This window comes from Streptomyces sp. 7-21 (assembly GCF_016741785.1).
Classification (GTDB): Bacteria; Actinomycetota; Actinomycetes; order Streptomycetales; family Streptomycetaceae; genus Streptomyces.
In genome coordinates, this window is the sequence record NZ_JAERRL010000006.1 from 262,245 (window position 1) to 285,480 (window position 23,236).

General features: G+C 72.6%; 18 protein-coding genes. 5 read left to right on the plus strand and 13 right to left on the minus strand.

Annotation, left to right across the window (positions count from 1 at the left end):
* Positions 1-18 precede the first annotated feature (18 nt).
* From JK356_RS10495 to JK356_RS21815, 3 genes are read right to left on the minus strand one after another with little or no spacing between them, the layout of a single operon-like run.
* Complete coding sequence (locus tag JK356_RS10495) at positions 19-711, minus strand: thymidine kinase (protein WP_201867353.1); 693 nt, start codon at positions 709-711, stop codon at positions 19-21.
* Positions 712-726: 15 nt separating this feature from the next.
* On the minus strand, positions 727-1,983 hold the full coding sequence (locus JK356_RS10500; RefSeq protein WP_307815519.1) for an alkaline phosphatase family protein: 1,257 nt from the start codon (positions 1,981-1,983) through the stop codon (positions 727-729).
* Complete coding sequence (locus JK356_RS21815) at positions 1,980-2,567, minus strand: DUF5998 family protein (RefSeq protein ID WP_236671076.1); 588 nt, start codon at positions 2,565-2,567, stop codon at positions 1,980-1,982. The genes JK356_RS10500 and JK356_RS21815 overlap by 4 nt, the downstream gene beginning before the upstream one ends.
* Before the next feature lie 142 nt (positions 2,568-2,709).
* Between JK356_RS21815 and JK356_RS10505 the strand changes: the two genes are divergently transcribed.
* Positions 2,710-2,991 (plus strand): HPr family phosphocarrier protein, encoded by a 282-nt coding sequence (locus tag JK356_RS10505; protein WP_201867354.1) that lies wholly within the window; start codon positions 2,710-2,712, stop codon positions 2,989-2,991.
* Positions 2,992-3,133: 142 nt separating this feature from the next.
* Here the strand turns inward: JK356_RS10505 and JK356_RS10510 are convergent, their stop codons facing one another.
* From JK356_RS10510 to JK356_RS10520, 3 genes are all read right to left on the minus strand, one after another.
* Complete coding sequence (locus JK356_RS10510; RefSeq protein ID WP_201867355.1) at positions 3,134-3,811, minus strand: GntR family transcriptional regulator; 678 nt, start codon at positions 3,809-3,811, stop codon at positions 3,134-3,136.
* 223 nt (positions 3,812-4,034) lie between these two features.
* Entirely contained in the window at positions 4,035-5,402 is a 1,368-nt protein-coding gene (locus tag JK356_RS10515) for a pitrilysin family protein (protein WP_201867356.1), read from the minus strand.
* Between the two features lie 11 nt (positions 5,403-5,413).
* On the minus strand, positions 5,414-6,775 hold the full coding sequence (locus tag JK356_RS10520; RefSeq protein WP_201867357.1) for a pitrilysin family protein: 1,362 nt from the start codon (positions 6,773-6,775) through the stop codon (positions 5,414-5,416).
* A 191-nt stretch (positions 6,776-6,966) separates the two neighbouring features.
* Between JK356_RS10520 and JK356_RS10525 the strand changes: the two genes are divergently transcribed.
* Together JK356_RS10525 and JK356_RS10530 are read left to right on the plus strand one after the other, a co-directional pair.
* Positions 6,967-9,414, plus strand: a complete 2,448-nt coding sequence (locus JK356_RS10525) for a DNA topoisomerase (ATP-hydrolyzing) subunit A (protein WP_201867358.1) — start codon at positions 6,967-6,969, stop codon at positions 9,412-9,414.
* 78 nt (positions 9,415-9,492) lie between these two features.
* On the plus strand, positions 9,493-10,407 hold the full coding sequence (locus JK356_RS10530; RefSeq protein WP_201867359.1) for a sucrase ferredoxin: 915 nt from the start codon (positions 9,493-9,495) through the stop codon (positions 10,405-10,407).
* Positions 10,408-10,430: 23 nt separating this feature from the next.
* Here JK356_RS10530 and JK356_RS10535 read toward each other — a convergent pair whose 3' ends face one another.
* Positions 10,431-12,548: a type IIA DNA topoisomerase subunit B gene (locus tag JK356_RS10535; protein WP_201867360.1), complete on the minus strand. Its 2,118-nt coding sequence runs from the start codon at positions 12,546-12,548 to the stop codon at positions 10,431-10,433.
* A gap of 436 nt (positions 12,549-12,984) precedes the next feature.
* On the opposite strand from JK356_RS10535, the gene JK356_RS10540 reads away from it, so the two are divergent.
* Positions 12,985-13,215, plus strand: coding sequence for a hypothetical protein (locus JK356_RS10540; RefSeq protein WP_201867361.1), 231 nt, complete (start codon positions 12,985-12,987; stop codon positions 13,213-13,215).
* 133 nt (positions 13,216-13,348) lie between these two features.
* Here the strand turns inward: JK356_RS10540 and JK356_RS10545 are convergent, their stop codons facing one another.
* From JK356_RS10545 to JK356_RS10565, 5 genes are all read right to left on the minus strand, one after another.
* A complete protein-coding gene (locus tag JK356_RS10545; RefSeq protein WP_236671077.1) occupies positions 13,349-14,932 on the minus strand; it encodes an RNA polymerase sigma factor in 1,584 nt (527 codons plus the stop codon).
* A gap of 276 nt (positions 14,933-15,208) precedes the next feature.
* Entirely contained in the window at positions 15,209-16,105 is an 897-nt protein-coding gene (locus tag JK356_RS10550; RefSeq protein WP_236671078.1) for a FadR/GntR family transcriptional regulator, read from the minus strand.
* Positions 16,106-16,334: 229 nt separating this feature from the next.
* Positions 16,335-18,110, minus strand: coding sequence for an ATP-binding cassette domain-containing protein (locus JK356_RS10555; protein WP_201867364.1), 1,776 nt, complete (start codon positions 18,108-18,110; stop codon positions 16,335-16,337).
* Positions 18,111-18,185: 75 nt separating this feature from the next.
* Positions 18,186-18,917: an NUDIX domain-containing protein gene (locus JK356_RS10560; RefSeq protein WP_201867365.1), complete on the minus strand. Its 732-nt coding sequence runs from the start codon at positions 18,915-18,917 to the stop codon at positions 18,186-18,188.
* A 7-nt stretch (positions 18,918-18,924) separates the two neighbouring features.
* Positions 18,925-20,100 carry a DUF4192 domain-containing protein gene (locus tag JK356_RS10565; RefSeq protein WP_201867366.1) on the minus strand — a complete coding sequence of 392 codons (1,176 nt, stop codon included), beginning with the start codon at positions 20,098-20,100 and terminating at the stop codon, positions 18,925-18,927.
* Between the two features lie 203 nt (positions 20,101-20,303).
* Here JK356_RS10565 and JK356_RS10570 point away from each other — a divergent pair, with 203 nt between their 5' ends.
* Positions 20,304-22,487, plus strand: a complete 2,184-nt coding sequence (locus tag JK356_RS10570) for a RecQ family ATP-dependent DNA helicase (RefSeq protein ID WP_201867423.1) — start codon at positions 20,304-20,306, stop codon at positions 22,485-22,487.
* 33 nt (positions 22,488-22,520) lie between these two features.
* Here the strand turns inward: JK356_RS10570 and JK356_RS10575 are convergent, their stop codons facing one another.
* A complete protein-coding gene (locus JK356_RS10575) occupies positions 22,521-23,225 on the minus strand; it encodes a ribonuclease HII (protein ID WP_201867367.1) in 705 nt (234 codons plus the stop codon).
* Positions 23,226-23,236 lie beyond the last annotated feature (11 nt).

Sequence of the window (23,236 nt, forward strand, 5' to 3'; positions counted from 1 at the left end):
CTGCTGACGCCGCGCGCGTCAGCGCTGCGGCTGCCGGGGGATGCCGTCGTCGGCGACGCCGTCGGCGGGCAGGACGTCCGGCGACAGCGGCCCGGCGCCGGCCGCCGCGGCCGTCAGCCGCCGCCGGTGGTGGCGCCGGCACAGCACCTCGTAGCCGACCTCGGCGTCCTCGCCGGACTGGCCGCCGACGTCGCCGACGACGACCTGCGCGCCCTCGACGACCATCCGCCCGCCGACCGTCCGGGCGTTGTGCGTGGCGCGGGCGCCGCACCAGCACAGGGCCTCCACCTGCAGCACCTCCACGCGGTCGGCGAGCTCGATGAGCCGCTGCGAGCCGGGGAAGAGCCGGGTGCGGAAGTCCGTGGTGATGCCGAAGGCGAAGACGTCCACCCCGAGGTCGTCCACGACCCGGGCGAGCTGGTCGACCTGCTCGGGGCTGAGGAACTGCGCCTCGTCGGCGATGACGTAGTCGGCCCGGCCGCCCGCGGTGAGGTGCTTGACGAGGTAGTGGTGGAAGTCGAAGTCGTCCCCCGTCTCGATGGCATCGGTGACCAGGCCCAGCCGCGAGGACAGCCGGCCCTCGCCGGCGCGGTCGTTCCTCGTGAAGATCAGGCCGGCCAGGCCCCGCGCCGAGCGGTTATGCCGGATCTGGAGCGCCAGCGTGCTCTTCCCGCAGTCCATCGTGCCGGAGAAGAAGGCGAGTTCAGCCACGGACACAGCTCCCGGTCAGGTACGTACTTCAAGGAGCGGCACCAGCTGCTCGGCGGGTGTCACCGAGCCGTGCATGCCGACCAGCGCGGACTCGTTCGGCTCCGAGGCGGTGGCCACGACGGCCGCCGTGCCGGTCATCGCCACGATCACGTCGCCGACGCGGTCGCGGACCCGCGGCTCGACCCCGGCGCCGGGCGGACCGAACCAGCCCCGGTCGATGGCCTCCTCGCGGGTGACGACCCACGCCTTGTCCGCCAGCACCTCGCGCCACACCGCGTAGACGTCCTGCGCGGCCCCCGGCAGCGCGTAGACGTGGCGCGCCCGGCCCTCGCCGCCCAGACGGCGCACGCCCGCCCGCAGCTCCCAGTCCTCGTCGAAGTCGAAGCGGCTCTCGTCGTCGAACGGCACGTCCACCATGCCGTGGTCCGCGGTCACGTACAGCGCCGAGCCGGGCGGCAGCTGCTCGGCCAGGCGCTGGGCGAGCCCGTCGACGTACCGCAGTTCGCGGCGCCACGCCTCGGAGCCCACGCCGTGCCGGTGACCCGTCGAGTCCAGCTCCGCGTAGTAGGTGTAAACCAGCGCGCGGCTGGCGGCGGCGAGGCGGCGGGCCGCGGTGTCCATCCGGTCGCCCGCGTCGACGCGGCCGTAGAAGTCGCCGCCGGAGAGCGCGATCTGGGTCAGCGGCGTGTTCTCGAAGTGGGGAGCCGTGACGAGGGAGGTCGCCACCCCGGCCTGGCGGGCGAGGTGGAACAGCGTCGGGTGCGGCTGCCAGGCCACCGGGTCGGTCCACGGGTCCCAGCGCAGCTGGTTCATCAGCTCGCCGGTGGCCGGGTCGAGCACGGTGTACCCGGCCAGGCCGTGCCCCGCGGGCGGCAGGCCCGTGCCGACCGAGGCCAGGGAGGTGGCGGTGGTGGCGGGGAAGCCCGCGGTCACCGGCTGGCCGGTGCCGCCGGCGGAGGTGGGCAGCAGCGAGGTGAGGAACGGCGTCTCGCGGGGATGGGCCCGCAGCGCCTCCCAGCCCAGACCGTCGACGAGGAACAGGCAGGCGCGGTCGGCGGGCGCCAGCCGCAGGCCCGAGGCGCACCCGGGCACGCCGAGGCCCCGGGCGATCGCGGGCAGCACGTCGGCCAGCGAGCCCGTGCCGTAGCGCGGCGCGGGGGCACCGCGTGGGTCGAGCGGTTCGGGGTCACCGTGCGCCGGGGCGCCTCCGCCCCGCGCGCCGTCTCCGCTCGTGCCGGCGCGGGCGGACCCCCGCGACTGGGAGAGCGTCACCTGCCGGCCACCACCGTCGCCTCGGAGAGCGCCCGGGCGAACTCGAGCGTCTGGCGGACGGTCTCGGGCCCGTCGCCCGCCTCGCTGATGCGCAGGCTCAGGTCGTCGGCCGTGGCCGAGCCGGTGTAGCCGTGGTCGGCCTCGCAGTTGGGGTCGCCGCAGCTCGCGGGCTCCACGTCGAGGCGGTTGAGGGTGCCCCAGCCGATGGTGAGGTGCACCTCGCGCGGCAGCGTCCCGGGCACGTACGACTGCGGGTCAGCAACGACCCTGCTGACCATCACCGAGGAGATCCGGGAGAGCTTGACGGACTCGGTCGAGGTCGTCGCGTACGGGGCCGGAGCCGAGCTGTCCGCGGACTGCTCGTCCGTGTGGCTGACGATGAACCGCGTGCCCGTCAGCACCAGGACGGTGGCGTGCCGGCGCACCTCCGTGCTGTCGAAGGTCGTCTCCTGGTGCACCAGGTAGGACAGCACGGACTCGCGCCCCACCGCCGCCTCGACCGCCTCGGCGACGAGTGCGGGGTAGTACCCAGCGCGCTCGATCGCCTCCCGCAGCCCCTGGGACGTCGTACCGGTCTTCGCCATGGGCTCCATCCTAAGGGGACGCACTGGCGGCCCCGGGCCCCTTCAGCCCCGCCGGTGCGCACCTGGCGCGGGGGCGCCGTACGGTGGTCTGGGTCACCGTTCCGGTGTCCGGATCCGACCTTCTCACGCCGGAGGCAACACCATGGCTGAACGCCGCGTCACCATCGGCTGGGCCGACGGGCTGCACGCGAGGCCCGCGTCGATCTTCGTCCGGGCCGCCACCGCCAGCGGCATCCCGGTGACCATCGCCGTGCCGGGCGGACGCCCGGTCAACGCCGCATCGATGCTCGCCGTGCTCGGGCTCGGCGCCGAGGGCGGCACGGAGGTCGTGCTCGCCACGGACGCCCCGGGCGGTGAGGAGGTGCTCGACCGTCTCGCGCGGCTGGTTGCGGAAGGGCTTGAAGAACTGCCGGAAACAGTGTGACGGGCGCGCGGCCGTTTACCTTTCCCCCGCGAAACGCGCCGCTTCCCGTGAAATACCCGCACGGAAAACGTGCAGCAAAAAACGGGGGCACCGCCCACGGCGTGACCTGTTCCGGTACACAGCCTTGTTTATGCGGTGTTTGTTAAATCTGGCCGCGCCCCGTGTTGACGACAGGTTTCGGATTTCTCACAGGAAGCGGCCGGAACTGCCGCCGCGCCGGCGTGGACCGCTCCACGTGCGCGGCGGCCAGCGCCCGCGCGCGCTCGGCGTCCCCCCGCGCGACGGCGTCCACGAGCGCCCCGCGCTCCTGCCAGCTCGCCACCGCCCGGCCGAGCGGCTCGCCCGTGTACAGCCAGGTGATCTTGCGGCGGATCTGCACCAGCAGGGCCGTCAGCCCCGGGCTGCACGTCGCCTGGGCCATCGTCTCGTGGAACCAGTCCGCCAGGGAGCGCAGGTCACCTTCCTGTCCCTGGCTGGCGCGCTGCCGGCCGAGCCGGACCAGGCCACGCAGCACCTTCAGATGCGCCTCGGTGCGCCGCTGGGCCGCGCGGGCGGCGCCCAGCGGCTCCAGCAGCGCCCTGATGTCCAGCAGGTCCGCCGCCTCCCGGTCGTCCAGCTCGGCGACGCAGGCACCCGCATGGCGCCGGGAGACGACGAACCCCTCCGATTCGAGGGTGCGCAGGGCCTCGCGCACCGGCACCCGGGAAACGCCGTAACGCTGGGCGAGCTGCTCCTCGGCCAGCCGGCTCCCCGGAGGCAGGACGCCGCTGACAATGTCGTCACGAATCGCCGTGCATACCGTGTGCGCGGAGATACGCATGAACTGACCCCCATTGCCAAATCCGTGCCCTCACCGGCGCGAGCTGCTGCATTACTACCGAGTCACTCCCCCGAACTGTATGCCACACGGCAGAAGAAACCGATAGCGTGCCGGAAAGCAGCGGCATTTTTCGGCCGCTATACCTGGTTACCCGGTTCCGGGCACCGGACGTCACCGGACAACCGGCCCGCCGGGTAACCAGGCGGCCTGGCGGACCGGGCGGTCAGCCGCTGACGACGGTGACCTCACCGATACCGAGTGCGGTCACCGGGTCCGCGATGCGCTCGGCGTCGCCCACGAGCACGGTCACCAGCCGGTCGGCCGGGAACGCCCGCGCGACGGCGGCGGACGCCTCGACGGCGCCGGTGTCGGCGATCCGGGCGTCCAGCCACGACTGGTAGTCGTCGGGCAGCCCCTCCTCGGCCTGGTCGGCGAGCGTGCTCGCCACGCCCGCCGCGGTCTCGAACCGCAGCGGCGCCACGCCCACCAGGTAGCGGACGGCGGCGTCCCGCTCCTCCTCGGTCAGTCCCTCAGCGGCCACCGACCGCAGCTCGGTCCACAGGTCCGCCAGCGCCGGGCCGGTGACGTCCGTGGCGACCGATCCCCGGATCGACAGCAGCCCCAGGCCCGTGCCCTCGGCGCTGGAACGCAGCACCTGACCGTAGGCGCGGATGCCGTAGGTGTAGCCCTTCTCCTCACGCAGCACCCGGTCCAGGCGCGAGGTGATGGTGCCGCCCAGGCAGTAGACGCCGACCTTCTGCGCGGGCCAGACGGGATCGTGCCGGTCGGGGCCGGTGCGCCCGATGAGCAGCTGCGTCTGCACGGAGCCCGGCCGGTCGACGATGACCACCCGGCCGGTGTCCTCAGCGGTGACGGGCGTGAACGGCACGTCGCCGACGGGCGGCGCCGACCAGGCGCCGAGGGTGTCAGCCAGCACCCCGTCGAGGTCCACGCCCGACAGGTCGCCGGCCACCACGGCGGTGGCCGCCCCGGGCCGCAGATGTGCCTCGTAGAAGGCGCGCACGGCCTTGGCGTCCACCCGGGACACGCTCTCCGGGGTGCCCTGGCGGGGCCGCGAGTAGCGGGAGTCCTCCGGGAACAGCGCCTCGGACAGGGCCATGGCGGCGCGGTGCGCGGGGTTGGCCAGCTCGTGCGGGATCTCGTCCAGGCGGTTGCGGACCAGGCGCTCGATCTCGTTCTCCGGGAACGCCGGGGCGCGCAGCGCCTCGGCGAGCAGCCCGGCGGCGCGGGGCAGCCGGGTGGCGGGGACCTCCAGGGAGATCCGGATGCCGCCGTGGTCGGCGTGGGTGTCCAGCGTCGCGCCGCAGGCCTCCAGCTCGGCGGCGAACTCCTCGGCGGTGCGGGACTCGGTTCCCTCGGCGAGAGCGCGCGCCGTGATCGCGGCAACGCCCTCCTGCGCCCGCGGCTCGGCCTCCAGCGGTGCCGGGACATGGAGTTCCAGGGCGACGACGCGCTGGCCGGGGCGGTCGCTGCGCAGCACGGTCAGCCCGTTGGGCAGGGTGCCGCGCTCGGGCACCGGGAAGGACCAGGGCTTGGGCTCGCCGGGGGTGGGCTGGGGGTGAAGTCGCATGGTCGTCTCGGTCACTTGTCGGCCCCTTCGGCCTCGGTGTCGCTGTCGTCGGCGTCGGCGCCGGATTCCGCCGCGGGCGCCTCCGGCTCGTAGACGAGCACGGCGCGGTTGTCCGGACGCAGGTGGGCGGCGGCGACCGCGCGCACCTCGTCCCGGGTGACCTCGAGCAGCCGGTTCACGGCGGTGAGTGCCAGCTGCGGGTCCCCGAACAGCACGGCGTACTTGCACAGTTCGTCGGCACGCCCGCCGACCGTGGCCAGCCGGTCGAGCCACTCACGCTCCAACTGGGCCTGGGCGCGCTCCAGTTCGGCGGGGGTGGGGCCCTCGGCCGCGAACCGCGTCAGCTCCTCGTCGATGGCCGCTTCGATCTCGTCGGTCCCGGCGTCGCCCGACGCCTTCACGTCGAGCCAGCCGAGCGAGGGTGCGCCCGCCAGCCGCAGCATGCCGAACCCGGCGGCGACGGCCGTGCGGTCGCGGCGCACCAGCCGGTTGTGGAGGCGGGAGGACTCGCCCCCGCCGAGCGCGGTCAGGGCGAGATCGGCGGCGTCGGCCTCGCGGGTGCCGTCCTGCGGCAGCCGGTAGGCGGCCATGACCGCGCGGGCCGGCACGTCCTCCCGCAGCAGCTCGCGGGCCTCGGCGCCGATGACGCCCGGCAGGGAGCCGTCGCGCGGCGGCCGCTTGCCCTCGTGGGAGGGAATGCTGCCGAAGTACTTCTCCACCCAGGCCAGCGTCTGGTCGGGGTCGATGTCACCGACGACGGCCAGGACGGCGTTGTTCGGCGCGTAGTAGGTGCGGAAGAAGTCCTGGGCGTCCTCCAGCGAGGCGGCGTCCAGATCGGCCATGGAACCGATGGGGATGTGGTGGTAGGGGTGCCCTTCGGGGTAGACCATCGCGGCCAGGCGCTCGAACGCGGTGCCGTAGGGCACGTTGTCGTAGCGCTGGCGGCGCTCGTTCTTCACGACGTCGCGCTGGTTGTCCAGCGACTCCTGGTCGAGGGCGCTCAGCAGCGTGCCCATGCGGTCGGCCTCGAGCCACAGCGCGAGTTCGAGCTGGTGGGCGGGAACGGTCTCGAAGTAGTTGGTCCGCTCAAAGCTGGTGGTCCCGTTGAGGGAACCGCCCGCCGCCTGGATCAGTTCGAAGTGACCGTTTCCCGGCACCTGCGCCGACCCCTGGAACATCAGGTGCTCGAAGAGGTGGGCCAGTCCGGTTCTGCCCTGGACCTCGTGGCGCGAACCGACGTCGTACCAGAGGCAGACGGCGGCGACCGGGGTGAGATGGTCCTCTGAGAGCACGACGCGAAGGCCGTTGGCCAGCCTGTGCTCGGTCGCGGTGAGCCCGCCGACGGAATCCTGCGTGGTGGCCGTGTGGCCCATGGGTCTGAGGTCCCTTCGCTCGGACGGTGGGGAACGCGGTTCAGCCACCTTATGCAAGGTGAGGCGGGGTGTGCGACGTGCGAGGGCCGGTGGCCCGCGGGGCGCTGTCGGCAGCGCGCGTCACAATGGTCGGCGGCGACCGCATGGTTGCTCGTCCGCACCGACCATCCCGCTAAGGAGCTGCTGCCCCGATGGCCCGCCGGAGTACCAAGACCCCGCCGCCGGACGACTTCGAGGAACGGATCCTCGACGTCGACGTCGTCGACGAGATGCGCGGCTCGTTCCTTGAGTACGCCTACTCGGTGATCTACTCGCGTGCCCTTCCCGACGCGCGGGACGGCTTGAAGCCGGTGCACCGCCGGATCCTCTACCAGATGCATGAGATGGGGCTGCGGCCAGAGCGCCCCTACGTCAAGTGCGCCCGGGTCGTCGGCGAGGTGATGGGTAAGCTCCACCCGCACGGCGACACCGCGATCTACGACGCGCTGGTGCGGATGGCGCAGCCGTTCTCCATGCGGCTCCCCCTGGTCGACGGCCACGGCAACTTCGGCTCCCTGGGGAACGACGACCCGCCCGCCGCGATGCGGTACACCGAGTGCCGTTCGGCAGCGGCCGCGGGCCTGATGGTGGAGTCCATCGACGAGGACACCGTCGACTTCGCGCCGAACTACGACGGCAGCGAACGGGAGCCGGTGGCGCTGCCCGCCGCCTACCCCAACCTCCTGGTGAACGGCGCGAGCGGCATCGCGGTCGGCATGGCGACGAACATGCCGCCGCACAACCTGGGCGAGGTGATCGCCGCTGCCCGGCACCTGATCAAGCACCCCGGGGCCGACCTCGCCACGCTGATGCGCTTCGTCCCGGGCCCGGACCTGCCGACCGGCGGCCAGATCGTGGGCCTGGACGGCATCCGGGACGCCTACCGGACCGGCCGCGGCACGTTCCGCATCCGGGCCACCGTCTCAGTGGAGAAGGTGACGGCCCGGCGCCGCGGCCTGGTCGTGACCGAACTGCCGTTCTCGGTGGGGCCGGAGAAGGTGATCGCGAAGATCAAGGACCTGGTCAACGCCAAGCGGCTCCAGGGCATCGCCGACGTCAAGGACCTGACGGACCGGGAGCACGGGCTGCGGCTGGTCATCGAGATCAAGAACGGCTTCAACCCCGAGGCGGTGCTCGCGCAGCTGTACAAGCTGACGCCGATGGAGGAGACCTTCGGCATCAACAACGTGGCGCTGGTCGACGGGCAGCCGCTGACCATGGGGCTCAAGGAGCTGCTCGAGGTGTACGTCGACCACCGCTTCCAGGTGGTCAGGCGGCGCAGCGAGTTCCGCCGGAGCAAGCGCCGGGACCGGCTGCACCTGGTCGAGGGCCTGCTGGTGGCGCTGCTTGACATCGACGAGGTCATCCGCCTCATCCGCTCCAGCGAGAACGCCGCTGCGGCCAAGGAGGCGCTGCGGGAGCGGTTCTCGCTGTCGGAGGCGCAGACCCAGTACATCCTGGACACCCCGCTGCGCAGGCTGACGAAGTTCGACCGGCTGGAGCTGGAGGCCGAACGCGAGCGGCTGGAACAGGAGATCGCGGAGCTGACGGAGATCCTGGAGTCGGACGCCGCGCTGCGCAAGCTGGTCTCCTCCGAACTGGCCGAGGTGGCGAAGAAGTTCGGCACCCCACGGCGGACGCGGCTGGTGGAGTCGGACAGCGTCCCGGCCCAGGCCGTGCCGCTCCAGGTCGCCGACGACCCCTGCCGTGTGCTGCTGTCGTCCACCGGGCTGCTGGCGCGGACCGCCGACGCGCAGACGCCGTTCGACGCGCAGGCCAAGCGCACCAAGCATGACGTGATCGTCTCGTCGGTGTCGGCGACGGCGCGCGGCACGGTCGGCGCGGTGACGTCCCGGGGGCGGCTGCTGCGGCTGCCGGTGATCGACCTGCCGCAGCTGCCCGCGGACGCGACCGCGCCGAACCTCTCGGGCGGCGGGCAGCTGTCGGAGTTCCTGTCGCTCCAGGCGGACGAGTCCGTGCTGTGCCTGACGACGCTCGACGAGTCCTCGCCGGGCCTCGCGCTGGGCACGGAGCACGGCGTGGTCAAGCGCGTCGTCCCGGACTACCCGGCGAACAAGGACGAGCTGGAGATCATCTCCCTCAAGGAGGGCGACCGGGTCGTGGGCGCGGCCGAGCTGCGCACCGGCGAAGAGGACCTGGTGTTCATCACCAGCGAGGCACAGCTGCTGCGGTTCCCGGCCGCCCAGGTCCGGCCGCAGGGGCGGCAGGCCGGCGGTGTGGCCGGCATCAAGCTGGGCGCCACGGCGCGGGTCATCTCCTTCACCGCGGTTGACCCGGCCGGTGACGCCGTGGTGTTCACCGTGGCCGGCGGCAGCGGCACGCTGGACGACTCGCTGGGGACGGCGAAGCTCACGCCGTTCGCGCAGTTCCCCCGCAAGGGACGCGCCACGGGCGGCGTGCGGTGCCAGCGCTTCCTCAAGGGCGAGGATCACCTGGCCTTCGCCTGGGCCGGCGCGGCGCCCGCGCGGGCGGCGACGCGGACCGGCGCGCCGGCCCCGCTGCCGGAGCCGGACCCGCGGCGCGACGGCTCGGGCACGCCGCTGCCCAAGGCCGTGGCGGCGGTCGCCGGGCCGGTGTGACGGCCGGGGTACCACGGCACCCCAGGGGCGCGCGGTGCCTGCGAGGCTGCCGGGGCAGGGAAGGCTAACCTGACCACCGTGAGTACGTGCGCGGCGCTGTCCGAGGCAGAGAACGAGCCACTGGCCGGGACGGCCGCGACGGCAGCGACGTGGCTCGCGCTCGAGCAGCCGGGCCCCTGGGGAGCCGACGCCCTGGCCAGCAGCCGGCTCGATCCGTCCACCGGCCGTGCCCTGGCGGAGGCGGCCGGGGGTACGGGCGTGCGGGTGGCGCTGATCCGCCGCCCCGGTCGCGCGGGGGGCACCTCCGCCGGGCCGTGGCGCCGTGCCGTCCTCGCCCACACCGCGCCCGGACGGACCTGGGTGCGCACGGCACTGCTGGCGGACCCGCGCGAGCTGCTCGCGCTGGACTTCGCCCGGCTCGGCGGCGGGCACCACGACGGCTGGGGCGAGCCGCACCGGGGCGCCCCGCTGCTGCTGGTCTGCGCCAACGGCAGGCGCGACCGCTGCTGTGCCGTGCTCGGGCGCCCGCTGGCTGCCCAGGCGGAGGCCGCCGGCGGCGCCTGGGTCTGGGAGAGCTCACACCTGGGCGGCCACCGGTTCGCGCCGACGCTGCTGGCGCTGCCGCACGGCTACGCCTACGGCCGGGTGACCCCGCTCGCGACCAAGGCGGTGCTGGCAGGGCTGCTCGACGGGCGGGTCGTGCTGGACGGCTGCCGTGGCCGCTCCACGTGGGACCGGCCGGGACAGGCGGCCGAGCTCGCCGTGCGGGCGCACACCGGCGAGACGGGCGCTGACGCCCTGACGGCGGCGACGCGCGCCCTGTCCGGCGGGTCCTGGGAGGTGGACGTCCGGCACGCGGACGGCAGGTCCTGGCGGGTCTCGGTGCGGCAGGAGCACGGGCGGGCGCCCGTGCCCGCCAGCTGCGGCGCCACGCCCGCCCCGCAGCCGCGGCTGCGCGTGACCGGCCTGGCGGCGGTGCCCGCGGGCGCGTGACCCGGGCACCGGCGCCCGGACGCTCAGGTGTCGATGCGGGTACGGTCGAGCATGGCGGCGGAGCTGGCGATGAACTCCCGGCGCGGGGCGACCTCGTTCCCCATCAGCAGGCTGAACGCCGCCTCCGCGGCCTGAAGATCCCCGATGTTGATCCGCCGCAGCGTGCGCTTGCGGGGGTCCATGGTCGTCTCGGCCAGCTGGTCCGCGTCCATCTCACCGAGGCCCTTGTAGCGCTGGATGTTGTCCTTGTAGCGGATCCCGCGCCGCTCCAGGTCCAGCAGGGTCTCCCGCAGCTCGTTGTCCGAGTACGTGTACAGGTACTTCTCCTGGCCCTTGCGCGGGTTGCTCAGCTCGATGCGGTGCAGCGGCGGCACCGCGGAGAACACGCGCCCCTGCTCGACCATGGGCCGCATGTACCGCTGGAAGAGCGTCAGCAGCAGGCACCGGATGTGCGCCCCGTCGACATCGGCGTCGGCCAGGAAGATCACCTTGCCGTAGCGGGCCCGGTCGATGTCGAAGGTGCGCCCGGAGCCTGCTCCTATGACCTGGATGATCGCCCCGCACTCGGCGTTCTTGAGCATGTCCGACACGGACGACTTCTGGACGTTGAGGATCTTGCCGCGGATGGGCAGCAGCGCCTGGAACTCGGAGTTCCGCGCCAGCTTGGCCGTGCCGAGGGCGCTGTCTCCCTCGACGATGAACAGCTCGCTGCGGTCCACGTCGTTGCTGCGGCAGTCGGCGAGCTTGGCGGGCAGAGCCGAGGACTCCAGGGCGGTCTTGCGGCGCTGGGCCTCCTTGTGCTGGCGCGCCGCGATACGCGTCCTGGCAGCGGCCACGACCTTCTCCAGCACCGACCTGGCCTGCGCCCTGGTGTCCCGCTTGGTCGAGGTGAGGAACGCCTTCAGCTGGGCCGCCACCACCTGGGCCACGATGCGGGAGGCGGCAGCGGTGCCCAGGATCTCCTTGGTCTGGCCCTCGAACTGCGGCTCGGCCAGCCGCACGGTCACCACGGCGGTCAGGCCCTCCAGCGCGTCGTCCTTGACGATGTCGTCCTCGGCAACGCGCAGCAGCTTGGTCGACCGCAGCACCTCGTTGAGCGTCCGGGTCACGGCGCGCTCGAAGCCTGCGACGTGGGTGCCGCCCTTGGGCGTGGCGATGATGTTGACAAACGACCTGACCGTGGTGTCGTAGCCGGTGCCCCAGCGCAGCGCCACGTCGACGCCCAGGTCGCGCTTGACCTCGGTGGGCTTCATGTGGCCGTCCTCGTCGACGACGGGCACGGTCTCCTTGAACGTCCCCTGGCCGGTCAGCCGCAGCACGTCGCTGAGAGGCTTGTCCGGCGCCAGGTACTCGCAGAACTCGCTGATTCCTCCCTCGTAGCGGAAGACCTCCTCGCTGGGCTCGGCGCCGTCCAGGCCCCGCTCGTCCCGCACGACGATAGTCAGCCCCGGCACCAGGAAGGCGGTCTGCCGGGCACGCGCGTGCAGCTGCTCCAGGGACAGCCGGGCGTCCTTGAGGAAGATCTGCCGGTCGGCCCAGTACCGCACCCGGGTACCGGTGCGGGTCCTGGGGATCTTCTTGGTCTTCCGCAGGCCGCTGGCGGGCTCGAAGGGAGCGTCCGGGCCCTCCCCGGCGAAGATACCGGGGGTGCCGCGGCGGAAGCTCATGGCGTGGGTGCGGCCGTGGAGGTCCACCTCGACGTCCAGGCGCGCGGAGAGCGCGTTCACCACCGAGGCGCCCACGCCGTGCAGACCGCCGGAGGCGGCGTACGAACCACCACCGAACTTGCCGCCGGCGTGGAGCTTGGTCATCACCACCTCGACGCCCGACAGGCCGGTCTTCGGCTCGATGTCCACGGGGATGCCGCGGCCGTTGTCCCTGACCTCCACCGAGCCGTCCTCGTAGAGCAGGACCTCGATGCGGTCGCAGTAGCCGCCGAGCGCCTCGTCCACGGAGTTGTCGATGATCTCCCACAGGCAGTGCATCAGGCCACGGCTGTCCGTGGAGCCGATGTACATGCCGGGGCGCTTGCGCACCGCCTCCAGTCCTTCCAGAACCAGAAGGTGCCGTGCGGTGTAGTTGCTCCCCGGATCGGATCCGGTCAGCAGTGCGGCGGATGGCACGGACGTATCGGCGGTCACGCAGTTCGCTCCTCGCTGAATCCTGATCTGGTGGCTTGTCGCCGCTCAGAGGGTACCGAGGCTCTGTAGAGCGGTTGTGCAGCCACCCAGCAGAGCTAATAGCGTAACCGAATCTCGATCACATGTTCGATTACCCGACCCCGTGACGCGTACATCACGTTCCCTTCGAGGCATGAACCCTTTAGGCTCCGGGCACGTCCTCCTGAGCGAGAACGACACCATCGTGGATACCCCCGGCATCCCAGGGGTAGCCGTAAAAGACCACCAATCAACCCAACCAGGCACTCCTACGCAATCGGCTCATTCGCCGCCACTGGGCAGCTTTCCAGCCAGACCGGCAGAATTTTGTCCGCCGGGCGCCCATGATCGGGAACGATCCGGCAGGCTGGGATGTTGTCCCTGGTACGACAGCTCGTCGAGCTAGAGAAGAGGCGACGTGACTACTGTTCTGACCCCCGCGACCCCGCTGACGGCCGGCGACCGCTGCGACCGCTGTGGCGCCCAGGCGTACCTGCGCGTGGTGCTCACCAGCGGCGGAGAGCTGCTCTTCTGCGCCCACCACGGCCGTAAGTTCGAGCCCGAGCTCAAGAAGATCGCCGCGGAGATACAGGACGAGACGGAGAAGCTCACGGCGACGTCGGCCACGGCGCGCGACGGCGAGCGCTGACCGGTCCTCGCGTCCCCGACGGGCTTGCACGGCTTTCCGGCACCTTTCCGGGCTTCCCCGGCAGCGCAAACGGGCGGCTCCCCTCACCAGGGGTAGCCGCCCGTTTGCGCTGCCGTGCCGAGGCGCCGGGGCTTTAGTCGAGGTAGTCCCGCAGCACCTGCGAGCGTGAGGGGTGGCGCAGCTTCGACATCGTCTTCGACTCGATCTGCCTGATCCGCTCCCGGGTCACGCCGTAGACCTTGCCGATCTCGTCGAGCGTCTTCGGCTGCCCGTCCGTGAGCCCGAAGCGCATGGACACCACGCCCGCCTCCCGCTCACTCAGGGTGTCGAGCACGGAGTGCAGCTGCTCCTGCAGAAGCGTGAAGCTCACGGCGTCGGCGGGGACCACGGCCTCGGAGTCCTCGATCAGGTCGCCGAACTCGCTGTCGCCGTCCTCGCCGAGCGGGGTGTGCAGGGAGATCGGCTCGCGGCCGTACTTCTGGACCTCGACAACCTTCTCGGGGGTCATGTCGAGCTCCTTGGCCAGCTCCTCCGGCGTGGGCTCGCGGCCCAGGTCCTGGAGCATCTGGCGCTGCACCCGGGCCAGCTTGTTGATCACCTCGACCATGTGCACCGGGATGCGGATGGTACGCGCCTGGTCGGCCATGGCGCGGGTGATCGCCTGCCGGATCCACCACGTGGCGTAGGTGGAGAACTTGTAGCCCTTGGTGTAGTCGAACTTCTCCACGGCCCGGATGAGCCCGAGGTTCCCTTCCTGGATGAGGTCCAGGAAGAGCATGCCCCGGCCGGTGTAGCGCTTGGCCAGCGAGACCACCAGGCGGAGGTTGGCCTCCAGCAGGTGGTTCTTGGCACGGCGGCCGTCCTCGGCGATGATCTCCAGCTCGCGGCGGAGCTTGGGCGCGATCTTGTCGGAGCTGGCCAGCTTGTCCTCGGCGAACAGGCCCGCCTCGATGCGCTTGGCGAGCTCGACCTCCTGCTCGGCGTTGAGCAGCGGGACCTTGCCGATCTGCTTGAGGTAGTCCTTGACCGGGTCAGCGGTCGCGCCCGCGGCAGCCACCTGCTGGGCGGGGGCGTCGTCCTCGTCCTCGTCGGAGAGCACGAAGCCCTCGTTCTCGGTCTTGCTCTCGGGGTCGGCGTCCGCGGCGCGCTCCGGGCCGTCGGTCAGCTCCTCCTCCGGGTCGAGGAACTCGTCGCCGATGTCCTTCTTCGGCTCGGCCTTCGCGGCGGTCTTCTTCGCGGTCGTCCGCTTCGCCGCCGTCTTCTTGGCCGCGGTCTTCTTCGCCGCGGCCTTCTTGGCGGTCTTCTTGGCCGTGGTCTTCTTCGCCGCGGTCCTGCCCTCGGCCTCGGACTCCTCGCCGCCGGCCTCCGCCGACTGCGAACGGGCCGCCGTCTTCTTGGCCGCGGTCTTCCTGGCCGCGACCGTCTTGGTCGCCGTCCGCTTGGCCGATGACTTGGCGGCAACACTCTTGCGGGTGCGCTTAGGCGCCTCGGCGGCACTCACCATCAGCGTCACGCCTTCCTCGTCGAGGATTTGGTTGAGGCTGCGCAGAACGTGCTTCCACTGGGTTGATGGGATCTGGTCAGCCTCGAAGGCCCGGCGCACATCGTCGCCGGCGATCTGCCCCTCAGCCTTTCCCCGTTCGATGAGCGCCATTACTGAAGTGGCTCCGGCGATCTCCGCAGGGAGAGTACGGGAAGTGCTGGCCGACACGAACAACCTCTCGGAACTCTGGGAACGGCTTAAGGCCCGCCCGGTACAAGCGGGACCATGACCGCCGGCAGGGGTGTGCCAACGGCGTTGGCAAGCAGATGGGAGACCACGGGTCCGGCCGCCATCGCCACCTCTTGAATCATCGCGCTGCTCCCCGAAGTGTTACGCGGCTTCCGCGTGGCCCGAGTCACACCGCAGGCTCGACTGTAGCGGGGCTGGCGCGGGTGCGTCGCCGGAGCCCTCCCTGGCCGGCTCCGGCGACGCCCGGTGACATGCCGTTTCTCAGTGTTCGCGCGGGGCGGGAACCGCGCCCGACCCGGGGGCGCCCGAGGCACCCTGGGCCCCGCTGTCCTGGGGAGTGAGAAGCTGCCGCATGGCCGATTCGGCGGCCCCGGCCTCCCCCGAGCCCATCGCGTCGACGATGCGCTGGTGCAGCCCCACGGAGGCTTCCGTGGGCTGTTCGCAGCCGGAGACCGCGCCCCCCGAGACCTGGAGTGCCGAGGCGACGATGCCCGAGAGATGCTCCAGCATCCGGTTGCCTGCCGCCTGGAGCAGCAGCGCGTGGAACTCAGTGTCGGCCCGCGAGAACGTGAGGGCGTCTCCCTGCCCGAGCGCGTGCGTCATGATGTCGACCATGTCGCCCAGGCGCTGCCGTACGTCCTCACGGCAGTCGGCGGCCGCCAGCCGAGCCGCGAGCGGCTCGATGGTCAGCCGGAGCTCGCACAGCTCACGGCGCTGGTCCTCGCGCTGCGGGCCGAAGGCGCGCCACTCGATGATGTCGGGGTCCAGCAGGTTCCAGTCAGCCACGGGCCGCACCCGCGTGCCCACGTTCGGGCGCGCGCTCACGAGCCCCTTCGCCTCCAGCACGCGCAGCGACTCGCGGACGACGGTCCTCGAGACCTCGAAGCGCTGGCCGATCTCTTCGGGGACCAGCGGGCGGTCGGCGCCCAGGTCCCCCGAGACGATCATCTGTCCCAGCTGCTGGACGAGCTGGCCGTGCAGTCCTCTCCCCCTGCTTCCCGCGGCACGGCGGCCGACCCGGCTGATGTCGGGGTCACCGTTGTCCCAGGCAGGGGCGTTGGTGGTCCGCGCCGCGCCCGTCGATTCGGCGTAGGAGTAGCGGTCGACATCGGCTGGCACGCCGTGGCCGGGCTCGGTCGAACGCGTGGAGGTGATCATGGAGTGCGCAAGGGTAGTCACGCCTCCATATGTCGGCGGGCTCCGCAGACACCTTGAGGGCTTTGGTGAAAAGCACACGAAAGGGTGATCGGCGCTCCCCGCATAATTGACGACCAAGCGGAAGGAAACGGACTTCTCCGAGGCAAACCCGGAGGTCAGGGTCTCTCAACTGGGCCGTACGCACCTGCGGGAGGCCTGGATCACGGCCGCGTCCCCGGTCAGGCCCCGGTCACCGGAGCCCTCCGCGCAGGCTGACGACGGCATATCCGCAGAGCAATACGGTCAGCGACAGCACCAGGGCCCATCCCACCGGCTGCGACGCGAGGTGCACCGATGCGGACAGCCAGCGGTCCACTCCGGACGGGAACGGAACCGACGTCAGCGACGCAAACCGGTGGGGCAGCTCGTCGACCGACTGCCCCACTGGCCCGGCCAGCACAGCCCGCAGCGCGGGGGCCAGCACCAGCGGAACGGCGGCGACGGCGACCAGCCCGGCGAGGGTGGAACGGAACACCCCGGCGGCGAGCAGGCCGGCCCAGGCACACCCGACGGAGAGGGCCACCGTGCTGTGCAGGGCGCCGGCCCAGGCGGCGACCACGTCCTGCTGGTTTTCCAGCAGCACGGACAGCACCAGGCAGTTGAGGCCGACGGCGGCGGCGCACAGCAGCAGGGCCGCGGCCGCAGAGATGACGAGCTTCCCCCCGAGCAGCGAGAGCCGGCGGGGCACCGCTACCCGTGCGGGAGCGAGCGCGGGGTAGCGGAACTCGTACCCGAAAGCCATGGCTCCCAGGAGTCCGGCCGCGAAGGAGACGGGAGACAGCGGAAGCGGCTCCGGCCAGCCGGCGAGGACGCGTTCCGCAGGCCAGGCGCCGAGGCAGGCGAGCGCGGTTGCGCTGAGGGCCCCGGTCAGCAGCGCCAGGGCTTTGACGTACCACGTGCCGGGCAGCCCGGCCCAGCGGCGCAGTTCGTACCGCAGCGGCCAGCTCGGGCCGGGGGGCGGCGCGGCGGCGAGCCGCGGCGGCAGCTCGGCCGTCTCCGCCGTGCTCCGCAGCTGGCGCGCAGCCGGCTCACCGGGAGCCGCCGTGCGCCCGTCGGCGCGCGCCAGAGGACCGGGAGCGCACCGGTCCGCGGCCTCCTCCTCGGAGATCCGGTGCACCAGGACGTGATGGCGGTGGACGGCCTCGCCGACTGCGGCGCGGTCGCTGCCGTAGACCGCCAGGCGCGTGTCGTCCTCGCGCACGACCTCCACGCGGGCCGCGCCGCCGCCCGCGGCGGCGCCGTGTTCTCCGGCGAGCGCATCCACCAGGCGGTCCGCCTCCGGGGTCTCCACCACGATCCGGGGACTGAGGCGGGTGCGCACGAACTCCTCGGACGCCTGATCGGCGACCAGCCGCCCGGCCCTGAGGGTGACGACCCGGTCGGCGCACCGGGCGGCCTCCCCGGGGTCGCTGAGGGCGACGAGGACGGCGCCGCCCTGCGCCGCGAAAGCGCGCAGCAGCCCGTGCAGCCACGCGGTCTCCCGCGGTGACAGCCCGCTCGACGGCTCGTCCAGGACGAGGGTGTGGGGGTCGCCGAGGAGGGCCGCTGCGATGCCGAGCCTGCGGTCCATGCCCCGCGAGAAGGTGCCGAGCCGCTGGTCCGCCAGGCCGCTGAGACCGACGACCTCGAGGACCTCGTCGGCGCGGTCGGCGGGGACCCCTGCCGCGGCGGCCATCATCCTGAGCTGCCCGCGGGCGGTGCGGCCGGGATGGGCGGGCACGTCACCGAGGAGGACGCCGATCTCGCGGGACGGCTGGGGTACGCGGGACAGCGGGCGGCCCCGGAACAGTGTGATGCCCCGCCCTGGGCTGAGCTGGAGCATGAGCCGGAGCACGGTGGACTTCCCCGCTCCTTCGGGCCCCAGCAGCGCGGTGACGCTGCCTGCGCGGGCCTCGAAGGTGACATCGTCGACGGCCGGTGCCTGTCCGCGCTGCGACTGGCTGGTGAGCCCGATGGCCTGGATCATCGCATCTCCCGTTGAGGACGCACCCTGGCACGATAACGGGACATATCCGATTTTCTCGGCAACGCGCGGCAGCGTTCAGACCTCGGGACGCAGCATCGGCGGGTTGAGCACGGTCGCACCTCCGGCGCGGAACAGCTGTGCGGGCCGGCCGCCCTGACGGGTTGTCGTGCCGCCGACCGGCACCAGGAAACCCGGAGTGCCCGTCACCTTGCGGTGGAAGTTGCGAGGGTCGAGCGAGACGCCCCATACCGCCTCGTAGACCCGCCGCAGCTCTCCCACCGTAAACTCCGCGGGGCAGAAGGCGGCGGCGAGCGAGGAGTACTCGATCTTGGAGCGGGCACGCTCGACGCCGTCCGCCAGGATCTTGGTGTGGTCGAAGGCGAGCCGCTCAGGCGCCGGCCCCCCTTCGCCCAGAACCCGCCCCACCGGCATCCACCGGGCACTGCCCGCGTCCCCGCCCGGGGTCGGCGAAGGCAGGTCGGGCGCCAGGACCAGATGCGCCACGCTGACCACCCGCATCCGGGGATCACGCGCCGGGTCACCGTAGGTCGCCAGCTGTTCCAGATGCGGCCCGCCGTGGCCCTCGCCCTGCACCCGCAGCCCGGTCTCCTCCGCGAGCTCGCGGATCGCGGCGGCCTCGAGGTCCTCGTCCGCGCGGACGAAACCGCCGGGGAGCGCCCACTGCCCGCGGTACGGCTCCTCGCCGCGCCGCACCGTCAGCGCGCACAGGGCATGCCGCCGGACGGTGAGCACGACCAGATCGACGGTAACGGCGAACTGCGGAAAGTCCGACGGGTCGTAGGGCATGCCGTGATCATAGGGCGCCTCCGGAAGGCTTCTGGAGCCCGCGTGCGGCCCGCTCCTGGCGCATGCACCGCCGCAGCGGCTCCGGGCTGAGCCCGTCGTTGAGCGCCTGGTACAGCAGCTGCGCGAAAACGTACTCCTGGTCGGTTTCCAGAGCTCGGCCAAGCGCCACCCGGGCGCTTGTCTCGTCTCCGGTCGACCAGGAGACCCAGCCGGCCAGGGTCAGCGGCGCGGCCGCGTATCCCTGGTACGCACCGACACACCGGCGGGCAAGTGCCCGCCACAGCCGCAGCGCTGGGTGCGCGTCAGCCCCCTCCATCCACTCCGCCGCCCGGTCGCGCGTCGTCCGGTCCTGCAGGCCGAGGATGAGCTGTGCGGCGGTCTGGGACGTGAGGAGGCAGTCGTCCCTGGCATCCCGCTCCACCTCGCCGGGCCGCTTCGGGTCGGGTGCCAGCCGGAACCGGCGCAGCGTCCTTCCGAGGAGCCGGGAGGTCTCCTGCCGCACCGCGGCCGCATCGGCCGGGGAGCCGAGCATGCGGGGCAGCAGCAGGGCCGCCGTCTGGTCGAGGGCGCACTCCTGCCGGGTGGCGACCGGACCGCCCAGCGGGGCGAGACGCCGCTCCATGTCCCTCAGGGAGCCGTGGACCCGGATGCCCGCGTAGGCGGCGGCCGCCGCCATCGGCGAGGTGCCGGCGCGCGGCAGCGCGGTCCCCTCCTCACCGCAGCAGGTCCCTCCGGGGCAGCAGTACGACCAGAACCGCCTGCCGGCGACGTAGAGAGCCTCCAGCACCGGCACGTCACGGGCGCCGCAGGCGGTGCGCAGCCGCTGAGCCAGCGGACGCAGCCGCTCCATGACGGCCCGGGCGGAGATGCCGCCGACGGGATCCTGGCAGAGGTAGAGGACCGCGCCGTCCGGCTTTCCGCCCCGGGCGCCGTCTCCCTCGGCGAGGCAGGCGGCGAGCTGCTCGGCCGCTTCCGGCCAGGTGTCCGGGCGGCTGGGGATGCCGGTGCGGATCCTGCCGCCGAGGCGCCCGCGGGGGCCGTGAAGGCCAAGCAGGACGATGGAGTCGTCCGGATGGAAGCCGAGGAGGTAGGGCAGGGCATCCGCCAGATCGGCGGGGCCGCGAAGGGTGACCCGGTTGTCCGCGAGCGTCAGCTGACCGGTGGTGTGGGTGTGATGCGTCATGGCTCGACCCTGCCGGATCACGGGATATTTCGCAGAAAGTTATCCACAAGTGCATGAGTAAGTCCTAATAGACATACGGGATGTGCGGTTATCCACAGGCGGGATTGGCGCGAGCGGCCCCGGGTGGGCTTGCATGGGGGGATGCCCGCCGATCAGGAAGCGCAGTGGAAGCCGTGAACGACGCGAAAGACGCGAAAGACGCGATGGACGCCGAAGCCGCCGCGCCATGCCCGCAGCGGTCCGCCTCGCTCCGGGAGCGGGCCGACGCGGTGCTGCGCCGGCTCGTCGGGGACGAGACAGGCAGCGCCCGCCTGCGAGAGGACCAGTGGCGCGCCATCGAGGCACTGGTCGCCGGCCGCCGCAGGGCGCTCGTCGTCCAGCGCACCGGCTGGGGCAAATCCGCCGTGTACTTCGTGGCTACCGCGCTGCTCCGCGCGGAGGGCAGCGGCCCCACGGTCATCATCTCGCCGCTGCTGGCCCTGATGCGCAACCAGATCGCCGCTGCCAGGCGCGCGGGGATCCGGGCGCTCACGGTGAACTCCGCCAACCCCGAGGAGTGGGAGAGCGTGCAGGCCGCGGTTGCCGCCGGGGAGGCGGATCTGCTGCTGATCTCTCCGGAGCGGCTCAACTCCCCCGGTTTCCGGCAGGAGACGCTGCCCCGGCTCGCCCGGACGACCGGTCTGCTCGTCGTAGACGAGGCGCACTGCATCTCGGACTGGGGCCACGACTTCCGCCCCGACTACCGCAGGCTGCGGAGCCTGCTGGCCAGCCTGCGCCCCGGCGTGCCCGTCCTGGCCACCACGGCGACGGCCAACGCACGGGTGACCTCGGATGTCGCCGAGCAGCTGGACGCCGACGGGGACTTGCGCACCCTGGTCCTGCGCGGCTCGCTGGACCGGGAGAGCCTGCGGCTCTCCGTCGTCCACCTGCCCGGCCCGGCGCACCGGCTGGCATGGCTGGACGCACACCTCGGCCGCCTGCCGGGCTCCGGCATCATCTACACCCTGACTGTCTCGGCCGCGGAAGAGGTCGCCTCCTACCTCGCCTCGCGCGGGCACGCCGTAGCCCCCTACACGGGGCGCACGGAAAACGCCGACCGGGAGGCGGCCGAGGAGGCACTGCTCGCCAACCGGCTGAAGGCCCTGGTGGCGACCTCCGCCCTCGGCATGGGCTTTGACAAACCGGACCTCGGCTTCGTCGTCCACCTCGGCTCCCCCTCCTCCCCCATCGCCTACTACCAGCAGATCGGGCGGGCCGGCCGCGGCGTGGACACCGCCGAAGCGGTGCTGCTGCCGGGCCCGGAGGACCAGGCCATCTGGCGCTACTTCGCCACGCTCGCCTTCCCGCCCGAGGAGCAGGTCCAGCGCACGCTCGCCGTCCTGCGGGAGGCCGGGCGGCCGATGTCGCTGCCCGCCCTCGAACCGCTGGTCGAGCTCCGCCGCTCACGGCTGGACATGATGCTGAAGGTGCTCGACGTCGACGGCGCCGTCGAGCGTGTGCGCGGCGGCTGGCGGGCCACCGGCGCCCCCTGGCACTACGACGGGGAACGGTACGCCCGGGTGGCACGGCAGCGGGACGCCGAACAGCGGGCCATGCTCCAGTACGCCCGGTCAGACAGCTGCCGCATGGAGTTCCTCCGCCGTCAGCTCGACGACCCCGGGGCGGCCCCGTGCGGCCGGTGCGATGTCTGCGCCGGCCCCCGGTTCTCCGCCGAGGTCCCGCCGGAGCTCGTCGCGGCTGCCCAGGGCGAGCTGGACCGCCCCGGCGTGGTGCTCGAACCGCGGCGCATGTGGCCGACAGGACTGCCCGCGGCGGGCGTCAGCCTCAAGGGCCGGATACCGGCCGAGGAGCAGGCCGCCCCCGGGCGGGCTCTGGGCCGGCTGTCCGATCTGGGATGGGGGAACCGGCTGCGTCCGCTCTTCGCCCCGGGCGCGGGCGACGGGCCGGTGCCGGACGACGTGTTCCAGGCAGTGGTCTCCGTCGTCTCCTCCTGGGCGGCCGGCCCCGGGGGCTGGGCCCCGGGGGTGGCGGACGCGGTGCCCCGCCCGGTCGGCGTCGTAGCCGTGGGATCCCGCTCGCGGCCGGTGCTGGTCGGCTCCCTCGCCGGACGCCTCGCCCAGGCCGGCCGGATGCCGCTGCTGGGCGAACTGCGCCAGGAGGAACCGGCCGGGGCCAGGCGGAGCAACGGGGCCCAGCGCGTGCGGGAACTGCACGCGGCCCTCCGGCTGCCGCCAGAGGTGGCCGGCGCCGTGCGGGCGGCGGGCGGCCCCGTGCTGCTCGTCGACGACTACACGGAGACCGGCTGGACCCTGGCGATGGCCGCGCGGCTGCTGCGGCAGGCGGGCGCGACGGAGGTGATGCCGCTGGTCCTGGCCGTCCAGGGCTGACCCGGTCACACCGGGCGCGGCCAGAACATGCGGTCAGAACATGCCGAGCTGACCGGCCCGCTCCAGCGCATCGCTGCCGGACGCCGCACGGCGGGCGGGCACCTTCAGGTGGCGCCAGCGGGGCAGGTCGTCGAGATAGGACCAGCTCAGGCGGTGGTGCGGGGTAGGGCCGCGTTCCGCCAGCGCCGCCCGGTGCACCGGCGAGGGGTAGCCGGCGTTGCTCTCGAAGCCGAAGTGCGGGTATTCAGCGGCCAGTTCTGCGAGCATCGCATCGCGCTTCACCTTGGCCAGCACGGAGGCCGCCGCCACGGCGACGCAGCTCTGGTCCCCTTTGACCACCGTCCGCACCCGCCACGGCGGGCCGAGATAGTCATGCTTGCCGTCGAGGATCACGGCCTCAGGCCGCTCGGGGAGCCCTTCCAGCGCGCGGACGGCGGCCAGCCGCAGCGCGGCGGTCATGCCCAGCCTGTCGATCTCCTGGGGCGAGGCGTGCCCAATGGCGTACGCGGTGACCCAGTCGGCGAGCGTCCGCGCCAGTTCCTCGCGCCGCGCGGGCGTCAGCAGCTTGGAGTCGGTGAGGCCCTCCGGTGGCCGGCGCAGCCCGGTCACGCAGGCGCAGACCGTGACGGGCCCGGCCCACGCGCCTCTGCCCACCTCGTCGATCCCGGCGACGAGACGGACACCGGTGGTCGCGCGGAGCGACCGCTCGACGCGGTGTGTAGGAGGTTCGTACGGCATGGCGGCTCCAC